25 protein-coding genes and 1 pseudogene are annotated in these 24,263 nt (G+C 67.8%); 10 read left to right on the plus strand and 16 right to left on the minus strand.

What is annotated here, in order from left to right; genetic code table 11:
• Nucleotides 1-39 precede the first annotated feature (39 nt).
• Genes PKA16_RS10020 through PKA16_RS10055 form a run of 8 tightly spaced genes read right to left on the minus strand, consistent with a single transcriptional unit; the run spans nt 40 to nt 7,700 of the window.
• On the minus strand, nt 40-708 hold the full coding sequence (locus tag PKA16_RS10020) for an SDR family oxidoreductase (RefSeq protein ID WP_324402849.1): 669 nt from the start codon (nt 706-708) through the stop codon (nt 40-42).
• Nucleotides 709-715: 7 nt separating this feature from the next.
• Nucleotides 716-2,293, minus strand: a complete 1,578-nt coding sequence (locus PKA16_RS10025) for an AMP-binding protein (RefSeq protein ID WP_324402850.1) — start codon at nt 2,291-2,293, stop codon at nt 716-718.
• A complete protein-coding gene (locus PKA16_RS10030; protein ID WP_324402852.1) occupies nt 2,293-3,033 on the minus strand; it encodes an ABC transporter ATP-binding protein in 741 nt (246 codons plus the stop codon). Before PKA16_RS10030 ends, PKA16_RS10025 begins: the two co-directional genes overlap by 1 nt.
• On the minus strand, nt 3,020-3,754 hold the full coding sequence (locus PKA16_RS10035; protein ID WP_324402854.1) for an ATP-binding cassette domain-containing protein: 735 nt from the start codon (nt 3,752-3,754) through the stop codon (nt 3,020-3,022). The genes PKA16_RS10030 and PKA16_RS10035 overlap by 14 nt, the downstream gene beginning before the upstream one ends.
• A complete protein-coding gene (locus PKA16_RS10040) occupies nt 3,751-4,794 on the minus strand; it encodes a branched-chain amino acid ABC transporter permease (RefSeq protein ID WP_324402856.1) in 1,044 nt (347 codons plus the stop codon). The genes PKA16_RS10035 and PKA16_RS10040 overlap by 4 nt, the downstream gene beginning before the upstream one ends.
• Nucleotides 4,794-5,648 (minus strand): branched-chain amino acid ABC transporter permease, encoded by an 855-nt coding sequence (locus PKA16_RS10045; RefSeq protein WP_324402858.1) that lies wholly within the window; start codon nt 5,646-5,648, stop codon nt 4,794-4,796. The genes PKA16_RS10040 and PKA16_RS10045 overlap by 1 nt, the downstream gene beginning before the upstream one ends.
• A gap of 26 nt (nt 5,649-5,674) precedes the next feature.
• Entirely contained in the window at nt 5,675-6,469 is a 795-nt protein-coding gene (locus PKA16_RS10050) for an enoyl-CoA hydratase/isomerase family protein (RefSeq protein WP_324402859.1), read from the minus strand.
• Nucleotides 6,470-6,485: 16 nt separating this feature from the next.
• Nucleotides 6,486-7,700 (minus strand): ABC transporter substrate-binding protein, encoded by a 1,215-nt coding sequence (locus PKA16_RS10055; RefSeq protein ID WP_324402861.1) that lies wholly within the window; start codon nt 7,698-7,700, stop codon nt 6,486-6,488.
• Nucleotides 7,701-7,903: 203 nt separating this feature from the next.
• On the opposite strand from PKA16_RS10055, the gene PKA16_RS10060 reads away from it, so the two are divergent.
• The 4 genes from PKA16_RS10060 to PKA16_RS10075 all read left to right on the plus strand — a co-directional run bounded on the left by PKA16_RS10060 (nt 7,904) and on the right by PKA16_RS10075 (nt 10,229).
• On the plus strand, nt 7,904-8,659 hold the full coding sequence (locus PKA16_RS10060) for an SDR family NAD(P)-dependent oxidoreductase (RefSeq protein WP_324402863.1): 756 nt from the start codon (nt 7,904-7,906) through the stop codon (nt 8,657-8,659).
• Nucleotides 8,660-8,666: 7 nt separating this feature from the next.
• Nucleotides 8,667-9,581, plus strand: a complete 915-nt coding sequence (locus tag PKA16_RS10065; RefSeq protein ID WP_324402865.1) for an alpha/beta hydrolase — start codon at nt 8,667-8,669, stop codon at nt 9,579-9,581.
• A gap of 231 nt (nt 9,582-9,812) precedes the next feature.
• Entirely contained in the window at nt 9,813-10,055 is a 243-nt protein-coding gene (locus tag PKA16_RS10070) for a hypothetical protein (protein WP_324402898.1), read from the plus strand.
• Nucleotides 10,056-10,100: 45 nt separating this feature from the next.
• Nucleotides 10,101-10,229 (plus strand): hypothetical protein, encoded by a 129-nt coding sequence (locus PKA16_RS10075; RefSeq protein ID WP_324402867.1) that lies wholly within the window; start codon nt 10,101-10,103, stop codon nt 10,227-10,229.
• Nucleotides 10,230-10,435: 206 nt separating this feature from the next.
• Here PKA16_RS10075 and PKA16_RS10080 read toward each other — a convergent pair whose 3' ends face one another.
• The 8 genes and pseudogenes from PKA16_RS10080 to PKA16_RS10115 form a co-directional block, all read right to left on the minus strand.
• On the minus strand, nt 10,436-10,612 hold the full coding sequence (locus PKA16_RS10080) for a hypothetical protein (RefSeq protein WP_324402869.1): 177 nt from the start codon (nt 10,610-10,612) through the stop codon (nt 10,436-10,438).
• A 64-nt stretch (nt 10,613-10,676) separates the two neighbouring features.
• Nucleotides 10,677-11,264: pseudogene (locus PKA16_RS10085) on the minus strand (IS21 family transposase); the annotation flags it as partial.
• Between the two features lie 303 nt (nt 11,265-11,567).
• The gene (locus PKA16_RS10090; RefSeq protein WP_324402870.1) at nt 11,568-12,698 is read right to left on the minus strand and encodes an ABC transporter permease; all 1,131 of its coding nucleotides are present in this window, start codon (nt 12,696-12,698) and stop codon (nt 11,568-11,570) included.
• Nucleotides 12,695-15,451: a ribosome-associated ATPase/putative transporter RbbA gene (gene rbbA / locus PKA16_RS10095; protein WP_324402872.1), complete on the minus strand. Its 2,757-nt coding sequence runs from the start codon at nt 15,449-15,451 to the stop codon at nt 12,695-12,697. Before rbbA ends, PKA16_RS10090 begins: the two co-directional genes overlap by 4 nt.
• Nucleotides 15,448-16,515: an HlyD family efflux transporter periplasmic adaptor subunit gene (locus PKA16_RS10100; RefSeq protein ID WP_324402874.1), complete on the minus strand. Its 1,068-nt coding sequence runs from the start codon at nt 16,513-16,515 to the stop codon at nt 15,448-15,450. Before PKA16_RS10100 ends, rbbA begins: the two co-directional genes overlap by 4 nt.
• 170 nt (nt 16,516-16,685) lie before the next feature.
• A complete protein-coding gene (locus PKA16_RS10105; RefSeq protein ID WP_324402876.1) occupies nt 16,686-18,509 on the minus strand; it encodes an efflux RND transporter permease subunit in 1,824 nt (607 codons plus the stop codon).
• 5 nt (nt 18,510-18,514) lie between these two features.
• Complete coding sequence (locus PKA16_RS10110; RefSeq protein ID WP_324402879.1) at nt 18,515-19,747, minus strand: efflux RND transporter permease subunit; 1,233 nt, start codon at nt 19,745-19,747, stop codon at nt 18,515-18,517.
• Nucleotides 19,744-20,844, minus strand: coding sequence for an efflux RND transporter periplasmic adaptor subunit (locus tag PKA16_RS10115; protein ID WP_324402881.1), 1,101 nt, complete (start codon nt 20,842-20,844; stop codon nt 19,744-19,746). The genes PKA16_RS10110 and PKA16_RS10115 overlap by 4 nt, the downstream gene beginning before the upstream one ends.
• Between PKA16_RS10115 and PKA16_RS10120 the strand changes: the two genes are divergently transcribed.
• The 6 genes from PKA16_RS10120 (at nt 20,843) to PKA16_RS10145 (ending at nt 24,093) form a co-directional block, all read left to right on the plus strand.
• Nucleotides 20,843-21,568, plus strand: a complete 726-nt coding sequence (locus PKA16_RS10120) for a TetR/AcrR family transcriptional regulator C-terminal domain-containing protein (protein ID WP_324402883.1) — start codon at nt 20,843-20,845, stop codon at nt 21,566-21,568. The two genes, PKA16_RS10115 and PKA16_RS10120, sit on opposite strands and share 2 nt — an antisense overlap.
• Before the next feature lie 58 nt (nt 21,569-21,626).
• Nucleotides 21,627-22,118, plus strand: a complete 492-nt coding sequence (locus PKA16_RS10125; RefSeq protein WP_324402885.1) for a PaaI family thioesterase — start codon at nt 21,627-21,629, stop codon at nt 22,116-22,118.
• On the plus strand, nt 22,115-22,609 hold the full coding sequence (locus PKA16_RS10130) for a PaaI family thioesterase (RefSeq protein ID WP_324402888.1): 495 nt from the start codon (nt 22,115-22,117) through the stop codon (nt 22,607-22,609). The genes PKA16_RS10125 and PKA16_RS10130 overlap by 4 nt, the downstream gene beginning before the upstream one ends.
• Before the next feature lie 314 nt (nt 22,610-22,923).
• Nucleotides 22,924-23,058 carry a hypothetical protein gene (locus tag PKA16_RS10135; protein WP_324402890.1) on the plus strand — a complete coding sequence of 45 codons (135 nt, stop codon included), beginning with the start codon at nt 22,924-22,926 and terminating at the stop codon, nt 23,056-23,058.
• 11 nt (nt 23,059-23,069) lie between these two features.
• Entirely contained in the window at nt 23,070-23,390 is a 321-nt protein-coding gene (locus tag PKA16_RS10140) for a HigA family addiction module antitoxin (protein WP_324402892.1), read from the plus strand.
• 475 nt (nt 23,391-23,865) lie between these two features.
• Nucleotides 23,866-24,093 carry a glycine zipper 2TM domain-containing protein gene (locus PKA16_RS10145; protein WP_324402894.1) on the plus strand — a complete coding sequence of 76 codons (228 nt, stop codon included), beginning with the start codon at nt 23,866-23,868 and terminating at the stop codon, nt 24,091-24,093.
• The last annotated feature ends 170 nt before the right edge of the window (nt 24,094-24,263 follow it).

The following is a 24,263-nucleotide window of genomic DNA, read 5'->3' on the forward strand; positions in this document are numbered from 1 at the left end:
CGCTGGTCATGAAGTCCGGCGCCTCCACGACCAGGAACTTCACGGCCGCCGCGATCTCCGCGGGTTCGGCGATGCGCTTCGCCGGAATGTGACGGGCGACCCGCTCTTCGCCGAAGCGCTGCAGCACCGGCTGCAGCATCGCGTGCGCACCTGCCCGGGCGCTATGGCATTGACGCGGATGCCGTCGTCCACCAGTTCCAGCGCCAGTGCCCGCGTCAGGCCGACCAGCCCCGCCTTGGAAGCCGTGTACAGGCTGTATCCGGCCGCGCTGACGAAAGCGAAGGTGGAGGCGACGAAGACGATGCGGCCGCCGCGCTGCTGCGCCATCGCGCGCGCCGTGTCGCGCGCGAAGCGCATCGGTGCGAGCAGGTTCAGCGACAGGCTGCGCAGCAGCCGCTCGTCGCTGGCGTCGCGCAGTTTCACGACGTCCAGCACGCCGGCGCAGCACACCAGTGCATCGAGCCTTCCGAAAGTCCGCTGCGCGGCTTCGACGGCGGCCGCGCTGCTGGCCGGCTCCTCGGCGTCCGCGGCGAGGCAGGATGCACGCCCACCGCCCGCGCGGACATCCTTGGCCACGGCCTCCAGGTCGTGCGCGGAACGCGCGGTCAGCAGCAGATCGAAGCCGGCAACTGCCAGCGACCGTGCTACTTCGGCCCCGATGCCGCGGCTCGCGCCGGTGACCAGCGCAACTGCGCGTCGATTAGCCACGCCCCGGTCAGCCACGCCGCGACCGGCCGCGCGGCCCGGCGTCCCACGTGACCGCGTCCACGCCGACGCGCCGCAACTCCGCCTTCTGCACCTTGGCAGTCTGCGTCTTCGGAAGGGCCGCCGCCACGCGGTAGAAGCGCGGCACGGCGTAGTACGGCAACGAAGCCTCGCAGTGCCGCAACAGCTCTTCGGGCGTCACCGAGGCGTCGGGCATGGGCACCACGGAAACCATGACCTCGTCCTCGGACAACTGCGCCGGCACCGCGTAGACCGCGGCCTCGGCGACCGCCGGGTGCTCGAGCAGCGCGCACTCGACCTCGAAGGAGGAGATGTTCTCGCCGAAGCGGCGGATCGCGTCCTTCTTGCGGTCGATGAACTCGTACCAGCCGTCCGAATCGCGGCGCAGATAGTCTCCAGTGTGGAACCACAGGTTGCGCCAGGTCGCGACCGTCGCCTCCGCGTTACGCCAGTAACCCAGCTGCATGACGAAAGGACGTCGCGGCCGGACCAGCAGTTCGCCGACCTCCCCGTCCGGCAGCGGATTGTCGTTCTCGTCGCAAACTACACACTCGAAGTCCGGATGTTCGATGCCGCACTTGCCGGGACGGCCCGGGACGTCGTGCGGCACGCCGATGACCAGGCCGATGTCGGTCATCCCGTACAGCGAACTCAGCTTGATGCGGAAACGCTGCTCGAATTCGTGGAAATGCTGGTTCGGGTTCGGTACGGCGAGCGCGATGCGCGCCGGCGTGTCGGCATCGTCCTTGGTGGGCGGCTGGTTGAGCAGTATGGGCACCATCGAACCCAGCAGCGACAGCACCGTCGCCTTGTGTTCGCGCACGGTGTTCCAGTAGGAGCCGGCCGAGAAGCGCGGACCGAACACCGCCAGCGACCCGGCCCGCAGCGCGGGAACCAGCGTGCACAGCAGCGAGTTGCCGTGAAACAACGGCAGGCAGTTGAAGGCGACATCGTCGGCCGCATGGCCTAGCATCCACTGCGTGCACTCGCCGAACGAGATCGCCATCTCGTGGCTGTACATGATTCCCTTGGACAGCCCCGTCGTGCCCGAGGTATAGAGGATCATCGCGAGCTCGGAGCGCTGGCCCGGCGTGGCAGGCGCCACCGCCAGCGAGCCGTCGCCGGCGCGCAGGCGCGCCAGAACCGGATGCCGGTCGATGTTCAGCAGGCGCGCATCGGCTGCGCTTTCCAGCGCGGCGGCAATCGCGTCCTGCGTTCCGTCCTCGCAGACGATCGCCGCAGCTTCGAGGTCGTCGAGCTGGTGACGCAGCATGCGGCCCTGCAGGCTGGTGTTGAGCGGCGCGGGCACGGCCCCGATCCAGCAGGCACCGAAGAACGCCCAGATGAACTCGACGCGGTTGCTGCAGACGATGGCGACTCGATCCCCGCGCTGCGCGCCCTGCGCCAGCAGCAGCGCGGCGAAGCGGCCGGCCTGCGCGAGCAGCGATGCGGCACTGTGATCGCCGCCGTCGGTGAAGCGCACCGCGGGGCGGTCACCGCGCAGCGCGACTCCCTTCTGCAGCGATCCGAGCAAGGTCCGGTCTTCGACTTGAAGTCTCTCGTTCATCAGCATTCGGCCTCCTGCAGGGGAGCGTTCACCTCGCCGAGATAGAGCGCCCGCAGCGCGCTGCTGCGCCCCAGCTCTTGGGGCGTGCCCTGTTCCACGATCGATCCGCGCGCGATCAGGTAGACGCGGTCCGCAACCGCCAGCGCCAGCCCGGCGTTCTGCTCGACCAGCAACACCCCTACACGGTGCTCCTCCCGGAGACGCTTGACGGTGTCGTGCACGGCGCGCACCATCTGCGGAGCCAGGCCCAGCGACGGCTCGTCGAGGAGCAGCCGCTGCGGGTTCGACATCAGCGCGCGCGCGATCGCCAGCATCTGCTGCTGGCCGCCGCTCAACGTGCTGCCCAGTGCCGCGGCCTTCTCCTTCAGTACGGGAAAGCGCTCATACATCGCCTGCAGCCTCTGCCGCATGGTGGCGGCCGGCGGGTTAGCGCCGTAGCTGCCCATCTCGAGGTTCTCGCGCACGGTCATCGGACCGAAGATGCGGCGCCCTTCGGGCACGTAGGCGAGGCCGAGCCGGTTGCGTTCATGCGGCACGAGCTTCGAGATGTCGCGCCCGTCGAAGACGATCGACCCCGATTCGAGGGGCAGCAGACCCATCACGGCGCGCAGCAGGCTGGTCTTGCCGGCGCCGTTGGAGCCGAGGATCGCCACGATCTCGCCGTCGCCGGCCTTGATCGACAGGTCGCGGTGGATCGGCGACGCGCCGATGCGCGTGTAGATTTTCTCAATGGACAGCATCAGCGCGCAGATCCCCGCTCAGGTAGATGTCGAGCACGGCCTGGTTCTGCTGGATCTCCGCCGGCGTGCCCACGGCCAGCAGCGTGCCGAAGTTCAGCACGGCGATGCGGTCGCACGCGGGCATGATCAGGTTCATGTCGTGGTCGATGATGCCTAAGCCGATGTCGTGCGTCGCACGGATGTCGTGGATGAGGCGCAGAAAGCGCCTGACCTCTGCCTGGTTCAGGCCGGCCGCCGGCTCGTCGAGCAGCAATAGCGTGGGGGCAGTCAGCAGTCCCAGCGCGACACCGAGGATCTTCTGGTGTCCGTAAGGCAAGGCACGACACTGTTCGTCCATCAACTCCGCCAGGCCGGTCAGCTCGGCGATGTCCGCGATGCTGCGTCCCGCGCGCGACTGCGAGATCCAGCGGGCGAACGCCATGCTCTCGCGCACCGTCAGTTCCGGGAAGACCGTCGCACTCTGGTAGGTTCTGACGATGCCCAGCGCCGCGACACGATGCTGCGCCAGGCCATCGACACGGCGGCCTTGCCAAAGCACTTCACCGGCGCTGGGCCGCAGCTCGGCAGACAGGATGTTGAACAACGTGGTCTTGCCGCTGCCGTTGGGTCCGATGACGCCTATGACCTGCCCGCGCGGAAACTGGAGACTCACGTCGCTCAGCGCCGTGACGCCGCCAAAGCGCATCGTCACGTTGTGGCATGACAGGACGCCGTCGCTCATGACATCGTCGACCGCGCTTCGCGCGCAGCACGATCGGACGCGTCCGCGCCGCCGACCGCCGGCTTCGCCCGGAATCGCGTGAAAGTTCGCGCCAGCCACCCGGCGAGCCCCGGCGCAAGCCCCTGGGGAGTCACGAGCACTATGGCGACCAGAGCGAGGCCGTAGATGATCTGCGTCGATACCGGATCCACGCGGACCAGCTCCGGGATGGCAAAGAACACGATCGAACCAATGATGGGGCCTATTGCGCTGCGCGCGCCGCCGATCAGCAGGATCAGCACGATCTGGATGCCGGCATTCGCGCCGTACAGATCCGGGCCGATGTGCTTGAGGTTGTAGGCGTACAGCGTCCCGGCCGCGCCCGCCAGCGCGCCGCTGATCGCAAACGCGACGAGCCGCGTGCGGGCCGCGTTCAGGCCCAGCGAGATCGCCAGGCGCTCGTTCTCCCGGACGACGCGCAGGGAGCGGCCGAAGGACGAGAAGCGCAGCAGCACGACGACCCACGCGGCGAGCAGCGCCGCCGCCAGTCCCATGTAGTAGAACGCGCGCAGCGATTCGATCTCCCCCACGGCCGGCAGCGTCACGGGTTCGAGCACCATCAGCCCCTGGTTGCCGCCGGTGATGCTGCGCAGATTGACCGTCGTGATGCGCCACAGCTCGGCGAATGCAAAGGTGATGATGAGAAAGTAGTGGCCGCGCACGCGCAGTGCCGTGAGACCGACCAGCGTTGCCGCGGCGGCGGCTGCCAATGCCGCTACCGGCACCGCGGGCCAGATGGTCAGCACCTGCTCCCGGGCACCGATCGCCGCGACGTAGGCGCCGACGCCGAAGAGCGCGCCGCTGGCCACCGACATCTGCCCCGCTTCGCCGTACAACAGCCCCAGGCCGATGGCCGGCACCGCGAACAGGAGCGCCAGCGTGACAAGCTGCAGGAACTGATTGTTGATGCCGAACAGCGGCAGCACCGCCAGCAGCGCACCGCCGATGATCAGCGACAGCGTCTGGGAGCGGAAGGTCGCGGCAGCGCCCGCGCCGGCCATCAGTGCACCCCGCCGCGCAGGCCGCTGGGCCGCAGCAGCAGCACGAGGATCATCGCCGCGAATGCGAACGCGTTCGACCACGCCGGCGAGAAGTACCCGGAGGCAATGGCTTCCACCATGCCCAGGATGACTGCGGCGATCATCGCCCCGCTGACGCTGCCGAGTCCGCCGACGATGGCGACGGCGAAGCCCTTGATCGTGTAGGAGCCGCCGGAAAACGGGCTCATCGGGAACACCGACAGCAGCAGCGCGCCGCCCAGCCCTGCCAGCGCCGAACCGACGACGAAAGTGGCCGATATGTAACGCTGCACCGGAACGCCAACGGTGGACGCGGTCTCGCGGTCGATCGCGACCGAACGCAGCGCCCGGCCCCATTTCGACCGTGTCAACAGTAAGAAGAACAACGCGAGCACTGCGATCGTCACGATGGTGACGACGATGCGCATCGCCGCGATACGCACCTCGCCCATTGCCACTACCTGCGGAAGCGGCGCATCGATCGCCCGCTGTTCGTCACCCCAGATTTTGAGCGCGACGTGCTGCATCACGATGATGAGCCCCAGACTGACGATGAAGCCGCGTATCGGCTCCGATGCGATCGGCCTGAACAGGAACCGTTCGACGCCGAATCCCAGGATCGCCGTCACGATCATCCCGATCGCGCAGGCGATGGGGAACGGCATTCCAAACGCTACTGCGGACGCCGCCAGCAGCGCACCGAAGACCAGAAACTCGCCGTGCGCGAAGTTGACGATGCCGGTCAACCCGAACACCAGCGTGATGCCGACGGCCAGCAGCGCGTAGACGCTGGCCAGCGCCATGCCATTGACCAGTTGTTGCAGCAACGTTTCCATACAGCAGGTCCGGTCGCGCGTTCGTGCTAGATGAGCGGGTTGGAGCAGTCCCAGTCCGGCTTTCGCTTTTCGACGAAGGCGCGCAGGCCTTCGCGTCCGTTCGCCGTCATAACCGCGCGAAGTAACGATTCCACCGACATGTGCGGAACGGCGCGATTGGCCGCCAGTTTGTAGGCGCGTCGAGCTTCGGGAGCAACGCGGCGCAAGCGCGCCAGCACATCGTCGACGGCAGCGTCGAGCTGCTCCTGCTCAGCCAGCTTGTGGACCAGGCCCCAGCTGAAGGCCGTGGCCGCGTCAATGAACTCCGAAGTCAGCATCAGATAGCGCGCCCGGCCCAACCCCAGCGACAGCGGCAGCAGCGCAGCACAGTACGGATCGGCCAGGCCGACGCGGCCCTCAGGGACGCCGAACTTCGATCCGGGCGTGGCGACGACCGCATCGCAGGTGGTTGCCACCAGCAGGCCTCCGGCCAGACACAGTCCATCGACCTTTGCGACGACGGGCTTCGGGCATTCGAGGATCGCGCGGAAAGGCACCGGTTCGTCGAAACGCGTCGTGTACTCCAAGATGAACTGCTCGGGCGGCAATTCCAGAATGCCGAGGAACTCCGCGAGGTCCCCGCCGGTGGCAAAGGCGCCCGGCTGCCCTTCGATGACGATGCTGTCGACTTCCGGCAGCAGTCCCGCGATGAGCACGCCGTGCTTGACCTCGCCGTACATGATCGACGAGAAGGCGTTGAGCTTTTCCGGACGATTCAGCGTGATCCGGTAGACGTCGCCCTCGATTCTCTGGATGGTGTGCTGCCACTGCTTCGCGGTCATCCGCTGCTCCGCTCGCTCAAGGCGAGATGTACTCGCACGCCGGTTTGCCTTTGGTGAACAGGCACATGTCGATGCCATGGATGGCGACGTGGCGATCGTCGAACCGCAGATTGCCCAGCGATCCGGACATCTGCGTCTTCGCCAGCGCCGCTGCGATCGCGTCCGTATTCGTGACCGTGCCCGCCGTCTGCATAGCCTTGAACAGCATACGAGTTCCCTCGTAGTACCAGGCGGCGCTGCCGGCGGCCGCACCGAACTTGGCATTCGAGCCGACGAGCTTTGCGTAACGCTCCCAAAACGCCTTGGTTTCGGGCGTCGTCATGATGCCCCGGCAGATCGGAGAGCATCCGATTAGCACGCGGTCGGCATCAGGAATGCGCTGCGCGATGTCGCTGGGCTCGGGACCCCACACAAAGTAGCTGTCGGCCGCGTTCAACTGGCGCGCCTGCTGCAGGATATTGATTCCGTCGGTGGGCAGCCACCAGATATTCAGATGCTCAGTCTTTGCCTGGCGGATCTTCGTCAAATAGGGGGAGTAGTCCGTCGTGCCGGGCTCGTAGAGCACGTTCGGCAATGCCAGCGTCGCCTTGTTGCGCTCGATCGCTTTGTCGACCCACTTGCCGATGAAGTCGCCGTTGGAGTCGTTGCTGATGATGACGCCCTGCCGCTTGTTGTTGGGGAAGTGCTTCAGCGACGCCTGTACCGTCAGATACTCGCGCACATCGGAGCCGGTCTGCACCATAAAGAGATGGCGCCGGTTGCCGGTAGGCGATGTGTTCTCCTTGTTGAGGATGCCCTGCAGGATGCTGGAGGCCGACAGCTGGATTACGCCTGCGCGTTGCGTGATTTCCAGCGCAGGGCCTGTTTCGACGCCGGTACCGGGTCCGACGATGAATTTCAGCCCTTGGTCGCGCACCATGGCTGTCGCACCGCTGACGGTGGCGTTCACATCCGACCGCGTGTCGCGCTCGACGAGCTGCACCGGGTGGCGCACGCCGTTCACCAGCAGCCCACCCTGTGCGTTGACTTCCTCGATCGCCATCTTCACGCCATCGTACAGGGGCTGGCCGTAGGCCACGAATGGGCCGGAGAGCGCGGTCAACACGCCGATGCGCAATGGCTCTGAAGCCTTCTGCTGGGCAAGCACAGACGGTACGGAAGCCGCGGCAGCAAGCAGCGCCAACGATGCCAGACCGGCGCGGAGCGCGGAGCGCGGATGAAGATTGCTCATGACTGTCTCCTTCGGGGCTCGATTCATGGCGTGCCCTCGATTTCATGATCCGGTGTCTAGAGCCGCAGGGTCAATCGTCGCTTCCGACGATTGTCTTGCTCCGCAGCTGTTCAAGAATACCGGCAGCGTTCGAGGTCCGCCTTTGAACGCTTGCACAGTTCGGCGGCAATGCATGCCGCGAGAAGCGTCGCTGAGGGCGCGGGATGACGCATCGGTACTTTGACCTGTCAGGGAAAACGGCAATCGTGACCGGGGCCAGCCGCGGTATCGGATTCGCCATCGCGCAGGGGCTGGCCGAGTCCGGTGCGCGCGTCATCCTGTGCGGTCGCGATGCTGCGACGCTGGCCGAAGCGGCGTGCCGCGTAGGCCGCGACACGGTCGCGCGCGTCGCCGACGTCAGCCGCGAGCAGGCCGTGCGTGCGCTCGCAGAGCGCATGGCAGACGAGTTCGGCGGTCTGGACATACTCGTCAACAACGCCGGCATCGACAACCACTATGCGCTGATGGAGTCGACGACCGCGGCGCAGTGGCAGGCCATCCTGGACACCAACCTCAGCGGCGTGTTCTATGGTTGCCGGCACCTCGGTGCACTGATGCTGGCCCGCGGCGGAGCCATCGTGAACACCAGTTCCATCGCCGGTCTCGTCGGACTGAAGCGTCAGGTACCGTACTGCGCGAGCAAAGGCGGCGTGGAGCAACTGACCAAGGCGCTGGCGCTGGACTGGGCGAACCGCAGGGTACGCGTCAATGCGATCGCCTACGGTTTCGTCGAGACGGCGTTGACGGCCGGCGTCCGGCAGCATCCGCACATCGGTCCACGCCTGTTGCAGCGTATTCCGATGGGACGATACGGGGAGTTGGATGAAGTGGTCGGCGCGGCGATCTTCCTGTCCTCCCCCGGCGCCTCGTACGTCACCGGGCATACGCTGTGTGTCGATGGCGGCTGGACCGCTGCCTGATCCGCACATGGCTCCCACGCATCCGGAAGACAGGCAGAACGCGGGCGAGAAGCTCGCGGGGACGCCCGAGCCGATGCACGTCTGGGAAGGAACCGGAGGAGTGCACGTCGCGGCGGACAGCTGGGGCGATGCACAGGGTCCGGTGGTGGTGCTGTTGCATGGGGGCGGGCAGACTCGGCACGCATGGAAAGCGGCCGGCGAGCGGCTGGGCAACGCGGGCTACCGCGCGATAGCACTGGACGCTCGAGGTCACGGCGACTCGGACTGGTCGCGCGACGGGCGCTACGGATCTGACGTCATGATCGCGGATCTCGAGCGCGTACTGCAGCAGCTCGGCGTGAGCGCACCTGTCCTGGTCGGTGCGTCGATGGGTGGCATCACCAGCCTCATCGCCGCCGGCGAGGGCAGGATTGCCGCCCGTGCGCTGGTGCTGGTCGACATTGCCACGGAGATCGACGTCGATGGCGCGCGGCGCATCGGCGAGTTCATGTCCCAGAGACCGGAGGGCTACTCCTCGCTGCAAGAGGTGGCGGATGCCATCGCCAGCTATCAGCCGCAGCGTGACCGTCCCCGGAACCTGGACGGCCTTGCAAAGAACCTGCGGCGCGATGCGGCCGGCCGGTACCGCTGGCACTGGGACCCGGCGTTCCTTGCCGCACAGGCCGATGTTGCACAGCGCCGCCTGCGTCTCGAGGCCTCTGCGCGAGCGCTGAGCGTGCCGACTCTGTTGGTGCGCGGCGGCCTGTCGGACGTGTTGACCGGGGCCGGTGTGCAGCGTTTCCTGCAGCTGTGCCCGCATGCCGAGTATGTGAACGTCGGTAATGCAGGTCACATGGTCGCCGGGGATCGCAACGACGTGTTCGCCGATGCGGTCATCGCCTTTCTCGAGCGTCAGCTACCGGCCCGGCCTGCTCGGGCTTGATCTTTCCCGCCGCACCACGTTGAAGGTGACGCGCCGGCTCGGTGAACCGATTTGACGGTAGCGATCGGCGTCACCAGAGACCTCACGGCCCTTGGAGGTCGCAACGGTGGAGCCGTCAGCAGGAACCGGAATCGGCCGTTGCTTCTGATGTGCCCTGAAGAATCCGGACCGAACTGAGCGCGAGTCTTTCGGCAGACTGCCTTGTATGCGGAGGGGGTTTGTCATGAAGAGATGAAGAGGAAGCGCCTTTCGGTGGAGCAGAGCGTGGCCGTGCTCAAGCAGGCCGAGTTGGGGATGCCGGTACAGGATTTGATCCCGTACGACGATCTCGCCAACGGCTATGTCACGGCGCAAGCCGTAAGGGTGCTGTATGGCGTCGTGATCTCCAGCGACGGACGCTCCGTGGACGGCGAGGCAACCGCGATTGGACGCAGGGCGATGCGCGAGCGCGCGGCGGGCGTCACGGCGGCGTAGCCGCAGCACGCGGGACCTGGCCAGCGCGCTGCCGGCGGCCGCTCCATGCAAACGCCGACTACGGCGTTGGCCGAGCGCGCGGTCGGGGCACGGCGCAGCCCGATCTCACCGGATATCGTTCTGCGCGCCAAGCAATCCATCGCCGATGCAATGGCGCTCGGCGGGCGCGGATGAGCCGCCTTCAGTCCTTTTCAAATCAGGTATGTGCCTGAAGAGGTCCGAATCCGCGGGGCGGAGCGGGTCGATCCGTTGTAGAGGGTCGGAAGTGTAGGCGACACGTCGATCGGGTTGGTTTTGTCTTTCGTTCTTTCTCTGACGCCGTGAGCGGGGGGGCGCGAGGGGCCGCAGGCCCCCCGCTCTCATCGATGCAATTGACGGGTTCAGGCCGCGCGTGTACTGGCGCGCTTGAACAGTGCCGCCCGGGTCTGGGCGAGTTCCTCGGCGGCCGCGACGTCGCTGAGCGCACCGGCGAGCGCGTGCAGTTCGGCCAGCGTGGTCGTCGCTCGCAGGAACTGCGCGGCGTTGGGCAGGCTGGCGAGCTTTTGCAGCGGCGTCATCACATCACGCGGGCGGTACACGCGCCGGATGCTTCCGGGTGTCGGCGCCGATCCAAATTTGACCATAGTGCTGCCAGTCGTAGCGCGTTTCCCCCGCGTTGCTCAGCCGGTCATGGCGCGCGACGATCTGGTCGCCCGCGGCAACGGCCACCGCGTTCGGGTACAGTCTGGTCGAGACCATCTGCCCCACCAACTCGCGGGGCACCGAGTAGCGGTTGCGGGCCACCGACACCAGGCTGGTGCTCGACACCCGCGCCGGCTTCTCCACGTAGCCGTCGAACGGCGCCGGCATCGGCATCAGCTGCGGCCGCTCGTGCTCGAGCATCTCGGCGACGCTGAACTGGTCGTGCTCGGGGTGGCGTACTTCGTCCCACAGGGCGCGGCAGCGCTGGCCCAGCCAAGCGTTGAGCTCGGCGAAGCTGCCCCAGCGCTGCTTGGCCGCCTCGATCCAGATGCGCCGCCGGCTGTCCTGCACGTTCTTCTCGACGACGCCCTTCTCCCAGCCCGCGGCGACGTTGCAGAAGTCGGCGTCGAACAGGTAGTGGCTGCACATCACCGCGAAGCGGGCGTTGGCGACCCGGCCCTTGCCCTTCTTGACCTTGTCGACCGCCGTCTTCATGTTGTCGTAGATGCCGCGCCGCGGTACGCCCCCGGCGCGTCGAGGCCGTTTCTCGCCTGATGCCTGGTCAAGGGTCGAAGCGGCATTGGTCTTCAGGCCGGTGGGCGTCATCTCGGTTCTCTGAAGGTAACCACGGGCCAGGCACGTGCCTTCCTGTTCGAAGGCTGCGGTTGCTTCATACGACCATTGAAAATTTGAAAAAGAGGCCGAAAAGTGAACCCGGCGCGTCGAGAACAGTTGGGCGCTGAATTTTGGTGTCGAACGGTGGATCACGTGCCGACTGGACTCCCGCGCCTATGAGCAATAGTGCGGGTTGCCGAGGGCTGATTGAAACATCTACGCCATCGACGCCAAGGTCTTGCGGAACCGCGCCAACGAGAAAGTGAACAGGGCTGATCCGATCACAGCCAGGCTGATCAACTGCGGCCAGACCACCTCCAAGCCTGCACCGCGGTAAAGAATGCCTTGGGACAGCATCACGAAGTGAGTGTTGGGAGCGGCCAGCATCACGAACCGGACCAGTTCGGGCATGCTTTCGCGCGGCGTCGTGCCGCCCGAGAGCATCTGCAGCGGCAGCAGCACCATCAGCAGCAGCATGCCGAACTGCGGCATCGAGCGCGCCAACGTCGCCAGGAAAATGCCCAGCGATGTGGTGGCGAACAGGTGCACCGCCGCGCCGGTGAAGAACAGCGGCAGCGATCCTTCGATAGGCACGCCCATCAGACCGCGCACGATCACGTTGAGCGCAAATACCGAGGCGAGCAAGACCACGGCCGCCATCGCCAGCACCTTGGCGGCCATGATCTCGAACGGCGTGACCGGCATCACCAGCAGATGCTCCAGGGTGCCGTGTTCGCGCTCCCGGATCAAGGCAGCGCCGGTGAGAACGATGGACAGCATGGTGATGTTGTTGATGATCTGCATGACGGCGCCGAACCAGGCCTTGCTCAGCTCGGGATTGAAGCGGGCGCGCAGCGCCAGTTCCACGGGCGCGCCAGCCACCGAGCGGTAGCGGCGGATGAATTCGGCGACCTGATCCTGGACGATGGCCTGGACGTGCCCGCTGCCGGTGAAGGCCTGGCTCATGCGCGTGGCGTCCACGCTCAGTTGGATGGCGGGGGCGCGCCCGGCCAGCACGTCGCGCTGGAAGCCGGCCGGAATATGCAGGGCGAAGGTCTCGAGACCGGCGTCCATGCGCTTGTCCAGCTCAGCCGGAGCGATCAGCACCGGCGGCATGAAGTAAGGCGGATACAAGGCGTCGATGATGTGCTGCGACAGCGGCGAACGGTCCTCGTCGATGACGGCGATGGGGGCCTTGTTGAGCGTCTCCGGCATCGCGGTGGCGGCGGTGTAGATCGAAAAGCTGAAGGCATAGACGATCAACACCAGCATGATCGGGTCGCGCAGCAGGCTGCGCACTTCCTTGAGACCGAGCTGGGCGATATTGCGCAGGCGTTGTCGCTTCATCGGGCTTGTTTCCTGAGCAGTGCAGCGGTCAGGCCGATCAGCACCGGGGCGCTGATCAGGAGCGGAACAAACGAGGCCCAGAGATCGCCGAATTCGAGCGCCTTGGAGAAGGTGCCGCGCGAGATGGTGACGAAGTGGGTGGTCGGAAAGACCTCGCCGATCAGGCGTCCCACGCCTTCGAGCGAACTGACCGGATCGATGAGTCCCGAGAACTGCACCGCCGGCAGGATGGTGAGCAGGGCCGTGCCGAACAGCGCCGCCACCTGGCTGCGCACGAAGGAGGACATCAGCAGGCCGAAGGCGGTGGCGTTGATCACGTAGATCAGCGCGCCCAGCGCCAGCGCCGCGAAGCTGCCGGTGACCGGCACGCGGAACAACAGCACGGCCAGCCCCACAAGCAGCAGAAAACTCGCCAACGCCAGCACGACATAGGGAATCTGCTTGCCCAGCAGGAATTCGAGCCGGGTCGCCGGCGTGACGTAGAAGTTGATGATCGAGCCCAGTTCCTTCTCGCGCACCACCGACAGCGCTGCCAGGATGGCCGGAATCAACATCAGCAGCAGCGGGATCACCGCCGGCACCATGGCCGGCAGGCTGCGCACGTCGGGGTTGTAGCGGAAACGCGTCTCCACGGTCACCAGCGGGGCCGCAGCCGCCTCGCCAAGCGCCTCGCGCAAGCGCTCGCCCAGCCAGTGCTGGTGAACGCCCTGCACGTAGCCGCGCACGGTCTCGGCGCGCTGCGGCATGGCGCCGTCGATCCAGGCGCCGACCTGGACGGGCCGGCCGCGCAGCACATCGCGCCCGAAGCCCGGCGGAATCTCGATCGCCAGGCTGATCTCGCCGGCGCGCATCCGCCGGTCCAGCTCGGCGTAGTCGTGCAGCGGCGCTCGCTCGGCGAAATAGCGGGAGCCCGACAGGCTCAGGCTGTAATCGCGGCTGATGCTGGTCTGGTCGTGGTCGAGTACCGCATAGGTCAGATCCTCCACGTCCAGCGTGATGCCGTAGCCCAGGACCAGCATCAGCACGATGCTGCCCAGCACCGCCAGGCTCAGGCGGATCGGGTCGCGCTCGAGCTCCAGCGCCTCGCGTCGCGTGAAGCTGAACAGCCGGCGCAGGCTGAAGGCCCGGCGGGCACCCGGCGCTGCATCGGCCCGGACATCCGCCAATGCCGACGGGCCGGCACGCTCCGGCGGTGCCGGCTCACCGACGGCCTCCTCGAGGTACGCAATGAAGGCATCTTCCAGCGTTCGTGCGCCGCGCGCCGCCAGGATGGCCTGCGGCGTATCACTGACCAGCACGCGACCGGCGTGCATCAGCGATATGCGGTCGCACCGTTCGGCCTCGTTCATGAAGTGGGTGGAGACGAAGATCGTCACGCCATCGCTGCGGGACAACTCGATCAGCGCACGCCAGAAGGCATCGCGCGCCACCGGGTCCACGCCCGAGGTGGGCTCGTCGAGGATCAGCATCTCCGGGCCATGGATCATCGCCACCGCCAGGGACAGGCGCTGACGGTCGCCCAGTGGCAGCGCGTCGGGCAGCGCATCGAGGATGTCGGCCAGGTCGAAGCGGTCGGCCATGGCCTTCACCCGGGGTTCGATGTCCGCTTCCGGCAGGCCGTACAGGCGCCCGTGCAACACCAGGTTCTGCTGCACCGTCAGCTCGCCGTAGAGCGAAAAGCTCTGCGTCATGAAGCCGACGCGGCGGCGGGTGGCGAGGTCGTGGGGGTCGAGCGGCTTGCCGAACAGCAGCGCCTCGCCTTCGCTCGCGGGCAACAGCCCCGTGAGCATCTTCATGGTCGTGGTCTTGCCGCAGCCGTTGGAGCCGAGGAAGCCGAAGATCTCGCCGCGCTGGATGCGGAAACTCACCCGCTCCACCGCCGTGAAGTCGCCGAAGCGCTTGGTGAGGTCGCGTGCCTCGATGGCCGCCTCGGCCTCGGCGCCGGCTGCGAGCGGTGCGATTTCCACCGGCCGGTAGCCGGCGCGTTGCTTCTCGGGCAGCAGCGCGATGAACGCCTGCTCCAGCGTGTCGCAGGCGGTGCGCTCGAGCAATTCTGCGGGCGTGCCGGTGGCGAGCACGCGCCCGGCGTCCATCGCCGCCAGCCAGTCGAAGCGCGAGGCCTCCTCCATGTAGGCGGTGGCCACCAGCACGCTCATGCCCGCTCGCTCGGCACGGATGGCGTCGATCAGCGCCCAGAACTGCCGGCGCGAGAGCGGATCGACGCCGGTCGTGGGCTCGTCGAGGATGAGCAGGTCGGGGTCGTGGATCAGCGCGCAGCACAGCCCGAGCTTCTGCTTCATGCCGCCCGAGAGCTTGCCGACCGGGCGGTCGGCGAAGGGCGCGAGCCCCGTGGCGGTCAGCAGCGCGGCGATGCGGCGCTCGCGCTCCGCACGGTCATGGCCGAACAGCCGGCCGAAGAAGTCCACGTTCTCGAACACCGACAAGGTCGGGTAGAGGTTCTTGCCCAGGCCCTGTGGCATGTAGGCGATGCGCGGGCACGCCTTGGCGCGAAAGCGCGCGCTGGCCATGTCGCCGCCCAGCACCTCGATGCGTCCGTTCTGCAGGGCATGCGCACCGGAAACGAGGGCCATGAGGCTGGACTTGCCCACCCCGTCCGGGCCGATCAGGCCTGCCATCACGCCGGCCGGGACATCGAGGTCGATGTCCGTCAGCGCTTGTGCCTTGCCGTAGCGCAGCCCCACACCGCGCAGGCGCGCCACAGGGGCGGACAGCGTGGCGGCCGTGCGGTTCATTCGGGCAGCCTCGCCTGCAACTGCGCCGGCCAGGGTGCATCGGGGTCGAGCTTGACGTAGGCCACGCCGGGCAGGCCGGTCTTGACCTGAGCCAGATGTTTCTCCAGCAGGTCGGGCGGAATCTGCGCCCGCACCCGGAACATGAGCTTCTCGCGCTCGACCTGGGTTTCCACCGTCTTGGGCGTGAACTGCGCCACGTCGGCGACGAAGGAAATGCGGGCCGGAATCACGTACTGCGGCACCGCATCGAGCACCAGCCGCGCCTCGCTGCCCACGGCGACGCGTCCCACCGCGCGGGTCGGCAGGAAGAAGGTCATGTACACGTCCTTCAGGTCCACCAGGTTGAGCACCCGCCCGCCGGCGCCCACCACCTCGCCTGGGCGCGCCACGATCATTTGCACGCGACCGTCGCGCGGCGCCTTGAGCACGCTGTCCTCGATGTCGGTGCGGATGCGGGCGATCTCCGCGCGCGCCGCCTCCACCGCCGACTCGCTGCCCCGGATCTGGCTGCGGGCGGCAGCAATCGCCGCGTCGCCGGCTGCCACCTGCGCACGCGCGGCGGCCAGCGCGGCGGCGGCGCGCTCCACGGTTTCGGTCTGGTCATCGAGCTGCTGCTGCGAGATGAAGGATTGGTTGCGCAGATCTTCGAAACGCCGGGCACGTCGCTCGGCGGCGGCCAGCTCCGTCTGGCGTTGCACCACCAGGGCCTGCATCGCCGCTTTCTCGCTCCCTCGCTGTGCCAGCTGGCTGCGCGCCGAGCCCACCGCGTCTTCGGCCTGCCGCATGCGCGCTTCGGCTTGCCGCAATTGGGCCTGCAAGGACTCGATGTCCATGCGCGCCAGCACCTGGCCGGTACGCACCAGTTCGCCCTCACGCGCCTCGATGGCCTCGATGCGGCCCGGCTGGCGGGCAGCGATGTCGATCTCCACCGCCTCGATGCGACCGTTGCCGCTGGCGATGTGCTCCAGCGTCCCGTTGCCGTTGTGCTGATGCCAGAAGAACAATCCGGCGACGCCGACGGCAGCCACCACGCCCGACCGGAGAGCCCAAGTCTTGATGTTCATGTTCGCATCCCAGAGGCAGTTGTTGCCCACGCGGCTGTCAGCCATTCGCGATCAAGGAATCCGATGTGCCGTGCCGGTTCGCTCATTCCAGTGTCTCAAATCAACGGCGTATAAGGCTCGTTGACGATCGGGTTGGCGTAGCGGCCGTCGCCCCAGCGGATCCCTCCTGCCTACCGCGCCGCAGCGCTCGTTGCATCGATGCGGAACCACAGCGCGTAAAGCGCCGGCACGAACAGCAGCGTGATGGCAGTGCCGGCCGCCACGCCGCCGATCAGCACGTAGGCGAGCGGCCCCCAGAAGCTGTCCTGTGTCAGCGGCACGAAGGCGAGCACCGCCGCCAGCGCCGTCAGCACCACCGGCCGCGCACGCTGCACGGCCGCCTCGACCACCGCCTCGAACGCGGGCATGCCGACCTCGAAGTTGTCGGCCACCTGCTGTGTCAGGATCAGCGTGTTGCGCATCAGGATGCCGGCCAGCCCGATCAGTCCCAGCAGCGCGACGAAGCCGAACGGTTGGCGGAACATCAGCAGCGCCAGCACGGCGCCGATCAGGCCCAGCGGGGCGGTGGCCACCACCATGAAGGTGCCGGCGAACGAGCGCATCTGCAGCATGATGAAGATCAGCATGAAGGCGAGCATCACCGGCTGCAGCTTCTGGATCGACGCGTCGGCCTTGCCCGAGGCTTCGACCGCGCCGCCGATGTCGATGCGGTAGCCCTCGGGCAGCTCGGCGCGCAGCGGCTCGAGCGCCTTCCACACTGCCGCTGTCACGTCGTTGGGCTGCGCGCCCTGCACATCGGCCAGCACGGCGACGAAGGGTTCGCGGTTGTAGCGCTTGATCACCGGTTCCTCGAAGCGCACTTCGACGCGGCCGACCTGCGCCAGCGGCAGCTTGCGGCCGTCGCCGCTCAAGATCTCCAGCGCGCCGAGCGCCGCGGCGTCGAGCGGACGCCGCAGCTCGCCACGCGCCACGAGCTCGACGGTGCGCAGGTCCTGACGCAGCTGCGCCACGGGCAAGCCCTCGAGCTGGAACTGCATCTGCTGCGCCAGCTCCTGCGGCGTGAGCCCGATCAGGCGCAGCCGCTCGGCGTCGGCCCGCAGGTGAAGCGTCGGCACGCGCTCGTCCCACTCCAGGTGCGGGTCGCGCGTGTGCGGGCTGGCGGCCATCGTGTCGCGCACGCGGTGCGCGATCTGGCGCAGCACCAGCGGGTCGGGGCCGATCACGCGCATCTGCACCGGCCAGATCACCGGCGGGCCGTACAGCAGCCGGTACACGCGCACGCGCGCCTCGGGGAACTCGCCAGCGGCGATGCGGCGCTCGAGCTCGGCCATCACGCGATCGCGCTCCGCGGGCCCGCCGGTGACGGCGACGATCTTGCCGAAGGCCGGATCGGGCGGCTCGGGGTTGGCCGAGATGAAGAAGCGTGGCACGCCGCTGCCGGCGTAGGCCAGCAGCGACTTGACCTCGGGCATCGGCGCGAGCGCCGCTTCGACGCGCCCGAGCGTCGCATTGGAGGCAGCAATGCTGCTGCCCTGTGGCAGGTAGACGCTGACCAGCACCTCGGGCCGATCCGAGCCGGGGAAGAACTGCTTCTGCACCGCGGTGGCCATGCCGAACCCGGCCAGCACGAGCAGCGCGACGGTGACGGCGACCACACTCTTGCGCCAGCGCACGCACGCGGCGACGAGCGCGCGCAGGCGGCGGTAGGCCGGTGTCTGGTACAGGCTGTCGTGGCTCACGTGAGCACCGGCGCCGCGCAGCAGCTTGACGCCCAGGTAGGGCGCGAAAACCACGGCCACCAGCCAGGACACGAGCAGCGAGATCGCGAGCACCCAGAAGATGTTGCCGGCGTATTCGCCGACCCCCGAGCGCGCGAAGCCGATCGGCAGGAAGCCGGCCACCGTCACCAGGGTGCCGAACAGCATCGGCGCGGCGGTGACGTTCCAGGCGTGGGCGGCGGCGCGCACGCGGTCCCAGCCTTCGGCGATCTTCACCAGCATCATCCCACCGAGATGATCGCGTCGTCCACGAGCAGGCCCAGCGCGATGATCAGCGCGCCCAGCGTGATGCGGTCGAGGTTGATGCCCATCAGCAGCATGACGAGGAAGGTGATGCCCAGTGTCACCGGCACCGCGATGCCGACGATCAACCCTGCGCGCAGCCCGATCGCCAGGATGCTCACCCCCATGACCACGGCGACGGCGACGAGGAACTTGACCTGGAACAGGTCGACTGCGGCGCGGATCGCGTCGGCCTGGTGGGTGAGGGTGTTCAGCGTCAGGCCCAGCGGCAGCCGCGCGGTCTCCGCGTCGACGAAGGCGTCGAGCCGCCGGCCGAGTGCGAGCCCGTTCTCGCCCTTGGCCATCACGACGCCCAGCAGCACCGCCTCCGCGCCGCGCGAGCGCACGAGCACGCTCGGCGGGTCCTCGAAGCCACGGCGGATGGTGGCGATATCGCCCAGCCGCAGCAGCTTGCCGCCCGCGCGGATCGGCAGTGCGGCGAGGGCCTCGGGGTCGGCCAGATCGGCGTCGACGCGCAGGTGCAGCCGTGGCCCGGCGGTTTCCAGCCGCCCGGCCGGCACGAGCCGGTTGCTGGCGTCGATGGCCTCGAAGATCGCCTGCGGCGCCAGCCCGAGGTTGACCAGGCGAGCGTTGTCGAACTCGACGAACACGCGCTGGCTGCGTTCGCCCAGCAGCAGCGCCTTGTGAACGCCCGCCACGCGCTGCAGGCGGTCGCGCACGGCCTCCGCCTCGCGCACCAGGTCGCCGTAGGGCAGGCCAGGAGCGGTGAGCGCCATCAGCTTGAAATAGACGTCGCCGAAGTCGTCGTTGACGATCGGACCGATCACGCCAGCAGGCATCCGCGGCGCCTCGTCGAGCATGCGCTTGCGCACTTCGTAGAACAGGTCGGGCACCTTGTGCTGCGGCGTGTAGTCTTGGAACTCGACCTGCAGCGTCGCCTGACCGGGGCGAATCGTGGTCTCGATGCGGTACAGGTACTCGACTTCCTGCAGCCGCTTCTCGAGCCGGTCGACCACCTGGTCGCGCAGTTGTTCGGCGGTGGCGCCGGGCCAGGCGGCGTTGACCACGAGCACACGCACGGTGAACGCCGGGTCCTCGGCACGTCCGAGCGAGACGAAGGCGTAGACGCCGGCGATCACCGACAGCACGAGGAAGAACAGCGTCACCGCGCGCTCGCGCACTGCGAGCGCGGACAGGTTCGGGAAGCTCATGGCGCGGCCCGCTCGCGCACCGCCATGCCTTCGCGCAGCAGGTGCGTGCCCAGCGCGACGACGCGGTCGTCGGTCTGCAGCGCCCCGGCCACGCGCACCGTGCGGTCGTCCAGCCCGATCACCTGCACCGGCACCGCCTGCGTGCGGCCCTCGCGCACCCGCCAGACCTGCGCCTGCTGGCCGCGCTCGTCCAGTGCGCCGACCGGCAGCGTGAACACCGCCGCGGCCTCGACCCCCGCAGGCGCGGGCCCGATGTCGAAGCGCGTCGCGACGACGCTGCCGAGCACCAGACGCTCGCCGCCCGCTGCCACGGTGTAGCGCGCGCGCCGCGTGCGGCCCAGCGCATCGACCGCGCCGGCCACCTCGCGCAGCGCCAGCGGCAGCGCCTGCCCGTCGGGGCCGAGCGCGGTGCCGCGCGCCGGAGCCGCAACCCCATCGGGCAGGAAAACCTCGATCTCGCGCGCGCCTCGTGCCAGCGTCGCCACCGTCTGGCCGGGCGCGACGACCTGGCCGGGCTGGCCGGTGACGTCGATCAGCACGCCCTCGGCAGGCGCCTTCAACTCGGCGTAGTCGCGCGCATGGCGCGCCTGCGCCAGCCGCGCGGTAGCGGCGTCCAGGCGCGACAGCGCCTCGCGCCGCTGCAACTCGGCGCGGTCCGTCGCCTGCGGGCTGACGAAGCCCTCGGCAGCGAGCTGGCGCGCGCGCTTCAGGTCGACTTCGGCGGTGGCCAGCGTCGTGGCGGCCGCCGCCTGTTCGGCCAGCGCAGCCTGTACCGCCTGGTCGAGGTCGCGTGGATCGAGGTTCATCAGTGGCTGGCCTGCGCGCACGCTCTGCCCTGCGTCGGCGAGGCGCGCGACGACGCGACCGCCGACCTCGAACGCCAGTGGCGCCTCGACGCGCGCGCGCACGGTGCCCGAGACACCGAGCGCCGCGCCCAGCACAGGCTCGGGCTGCGCGACGCGCACGTAGGGCACGCGCGCTTCGGCAGGTGCCTGCTCGCCCGGTGCGCACGCCGCGACGAGGGCGGCGAGTGCGACGATTGCGGCGCCGCGGCCGGCGGCCGCACCGGCCAGGCGGGTCAACGAGAACGATGTCATGGTGCTGGAGAGACTTGGATCGAGTACGACACTGTATCGTGCGGGTGCTATACCGGACCGTCGCTACAGCCTTGCGGCTGCCGTGCCCTCCTCGTCGACCATCTCTCGCGTGCCAGATCGCACGCGCCCCGACAAGGCGCTGCGAATTCGCGCTGCCGCTCGCCGGCTGCTGTTCCAGCAGGGGCCGCGCGGCCTGACGATGGACGCGGTGGCGCACGGCGCCCACGTGTCGAAGACAACGCTGTACGCGCTGTACCCGAGCCGCCACGAGCTGCTGGCCGCCGTCGTGGCCGATGAGGCGTCGCGCATCGACGTGTCGCTCGGTGCGCCGCCGCTCGCCCGGCAAGGCCTCGTCGCCGACCTGGAGCGCTTCGTGTTCGCGCTGCACGGCTTTCTCGCCGGCAGCCGGCACGCGCGCCTGATGCAGGCGATGGGCCAGGCGGCGCCACCCTTGCGCGACCTTCGCGCCGTCTACCGCAGCGGGCCGCAGCGTTCCCACGAGCGGCTCGCGGAGTACCTGCGGCAGGCGCAGGAGCGCGGTCTGCTGGCGTGCGGCGACCCGCAGCGCGCGGCCGAGATGCTGCTCGGGATGGCGGTGGGCCTGGATCTGGTGCGTGCGATGTACCGGCAGCCTTCGCCCGACCGCAGCAGGCAGGCGCGCGGCGACCACGCCCGGCGCGTTGTGGGCGCCTTCGTGGCGCTGTGCAGTGCCAAGATGCGTTGACCTGCATCATTCCGATTGCAGCAGCCAGCCCCCTGCCGTGCCACTTCCGACCCCACACATGAGCGACGACAACACCGCCTCGATATCCATCGAAGATCTCGCCCGATTGTTCTCTCGGCACATGCCACATGGGAAGGACATAGGCATGCTCCTCGACGATCGAACACCTGACGGCAGGACGCGCATGCGACTGCCCCCAGCGTCGAGACTGTCGGGCGACCCCGGAGGCAAGTTCTTTTTTCCCGGCGTGCTCTTCAGTCTCGCAGACTCGGCCTGTGGATTGGCAGTCTTCCGCGCCGTCGGCCGTTTCGTTCCGATTGCAACTCTCGACATGCGCATCGATCACCTGGCCCCGGCTTCAATGGACGCAGACCTGATCGCGATCGCCGACTGCTACCGGCTCACGCGACCCGTCGCATTTGCTCGCTGCGAGCTTGTATGCGGGGCTGAAGAAAAGGTGGTTGCCGTGGCCGCCGGAACCTTCATGCTGTCGTCGAGTTCGGGGGGCGTCGGAGAAGCAACTCGCATCGCTCGCGGAGGCCGGCCATGACCGACGACAGCCTGAATACGGACGGCAATCTCTCACGTCACAACCGAGTCGCCGCGACTCTGGCGGCGATCCCGTACGCACAGTACCTGGGCATCCAGGTCACCAAGTCGTCGGACTCGAATGGTTGCACCTTCTTCCTGCCGTTCGACGAGCGGCTTGTCGGAAACGTCACCTTGCCTGCGATTCACGGTGGCGTCATCGCCACCTTCCTGGAAGCTGCCGCACTGGCCATCGCCTATGCCGTCAGCCAGCAAGGGCTTCCGCCGAAGCTCGTTGATTTCTCTCTCGACTATCTTGCATCCGCGGGGCCTCATGACTTGCATGCAGCCGGTGAAGTGCATCGCACTGGCAAGCGTGTCGTTGCGGTCGGCGTGCGTTGCTGGCAACGCAGTGTCGACGCTCCAATCGCGTTGGCACGTGCTCATGTGTACATCGCACCCTCGTCGTCGGACGCCTCGATCATCGAGTATCGTCCAGTGTCCGAGGCATAGGCGGGAGTCGCGCGTTCGGGCAGCAACGACCACGTCGACCACGGGCGCGAGCGCCGCCTCGGTCGCCGCGCGCGTATCCCGCGGCCCGACGACGAGCCACGCCACCTCAACCCGGATCAACGCAGGATTTCGCGCAGCCGGACCGCTATGGACAGAGCCGGCTCCGCTCGTCTGAACGCGCAGCCGCTTGAGATAGGTGAGTTGGCCGCGTTCTGATCTTTCCAGGCCTCTGCGCCCCGCGAGAAGAGAGGATCGTGCCGGTGCTTCTGCTCGAGTCGGAGGTTGCACTGGTCTGCCGGTGCATGGGAACGTGAATGTTGATCGTCTTTGCGAGGGGCGATTCACCTGTGAAGCGCCAGTGGAGCCTGCGGGCGAATGATCCGTTCCGCGCCTGCATTCGCTGGACCGGAGGCGACACCGAAGACGTCGAGATCGTGGACGATCACTGAGGCCAGACCAGATGACCAGGAAACTCAAGCCCGTGTCGCCCGGCGAGAAGCTCGTCGAGGAGTTCCTCAAGCCCTTGGGCATGAGCAACTACCGGCTGGCGAAGGAGATCGGCGTACCCGCGCAGCGAATCGGCGAGATCGTCGCCGGCAGGCGCGCCATCACCGCGGACACCGATCTGCGGCTGTGCCGCTTCTTCGGGCTCTCCGACGGCTGGTGGCTGCGTCTGCAGGCGGACTACGACACCGAGGTCGCGAAGACGAGCCTTGCGAAGACGCTGGCGAAAATCAGGCCGTGGAAGGAAGCAATGGAGCAGACGGCGGATGCGCACTGATCGCGGAGCTCGTTCGGCGGCGTCGTGACGGTAAAAAATCTGCCACAAAGACTCGATGCGACAACAAGTTATGCCATCTGATGCCGGAGCCTTGTCGCTCTCGACTCGAATGCCCGAGGGGCTGCTTCCACCTGCGGGATCGCATGCAGCAAAGCGATTGACCGCGATAGATCTCGAAAGCGAGCGATTGTGGAAGCGCCGATGGTTTTCGATAGATGTCGATCGATGATGGAAGCTGCGCTCGGGGATGCCACTCAAAATGACGGTACTTTTGACGGTAAAACACCCGGCGTTGCGAGATGAGCATCAAGCCAGACAACGACTTAGCGAAGCTGTTGATGATCGAGTGGGAGTAGGGCGTCCCGCTCGAGTCTCGATCGTAGGTCGGGTCCTACACGCCGACGCGGCGATGGACGATGGGCGGCCGGTGCGCCGGCGCCGAAGATGGGGGTATCCCAATCACCGGAGACCCGAGATGTCGCACACCCGCATCCGCTCGTTCACGATCGTCGCCGCCATCGTGTCGGCGATGACGCTGTCGGCCTGCGCCGGCATGTCGCGCGAAACGCGCCACACGGCCACCGGCGCCGCCGTCGGCGCGGTCGCCGGGTCGGTGCTCACCCATGGCAGTGCGGTCGGTACGCTCGGCGGCGCCGCGATCGGCGGCCTCATCGGCAACGAGTCGGGCAAGAAGGGCAAGTGACCGCCGGCGCCTGCCGGGTCGCCGGCGGGCCGGCATTCCCTGGCGCGGCACGAGCGAACGGGTGCGGGCACCCGGCCCCGGCGACGTGCGTGGCGCCGCGCGACACCGCGTTGTTTAGTCGGCCCTGAACAACTCGTTTTCAGGTCCGCGACGATGCGTGCTGCGGCGAC

Origin of the sequence: Ottowia sp., assembly GCF_035325765.1 — a bacterium.
In the GTDB taxonomy this organism is placed as follows: domain Bacteria; phylum Pseudomonadota; class Gammaproteobacteria; order Burkholderiales; family Burkholderiaceae_C; genus Ottowia.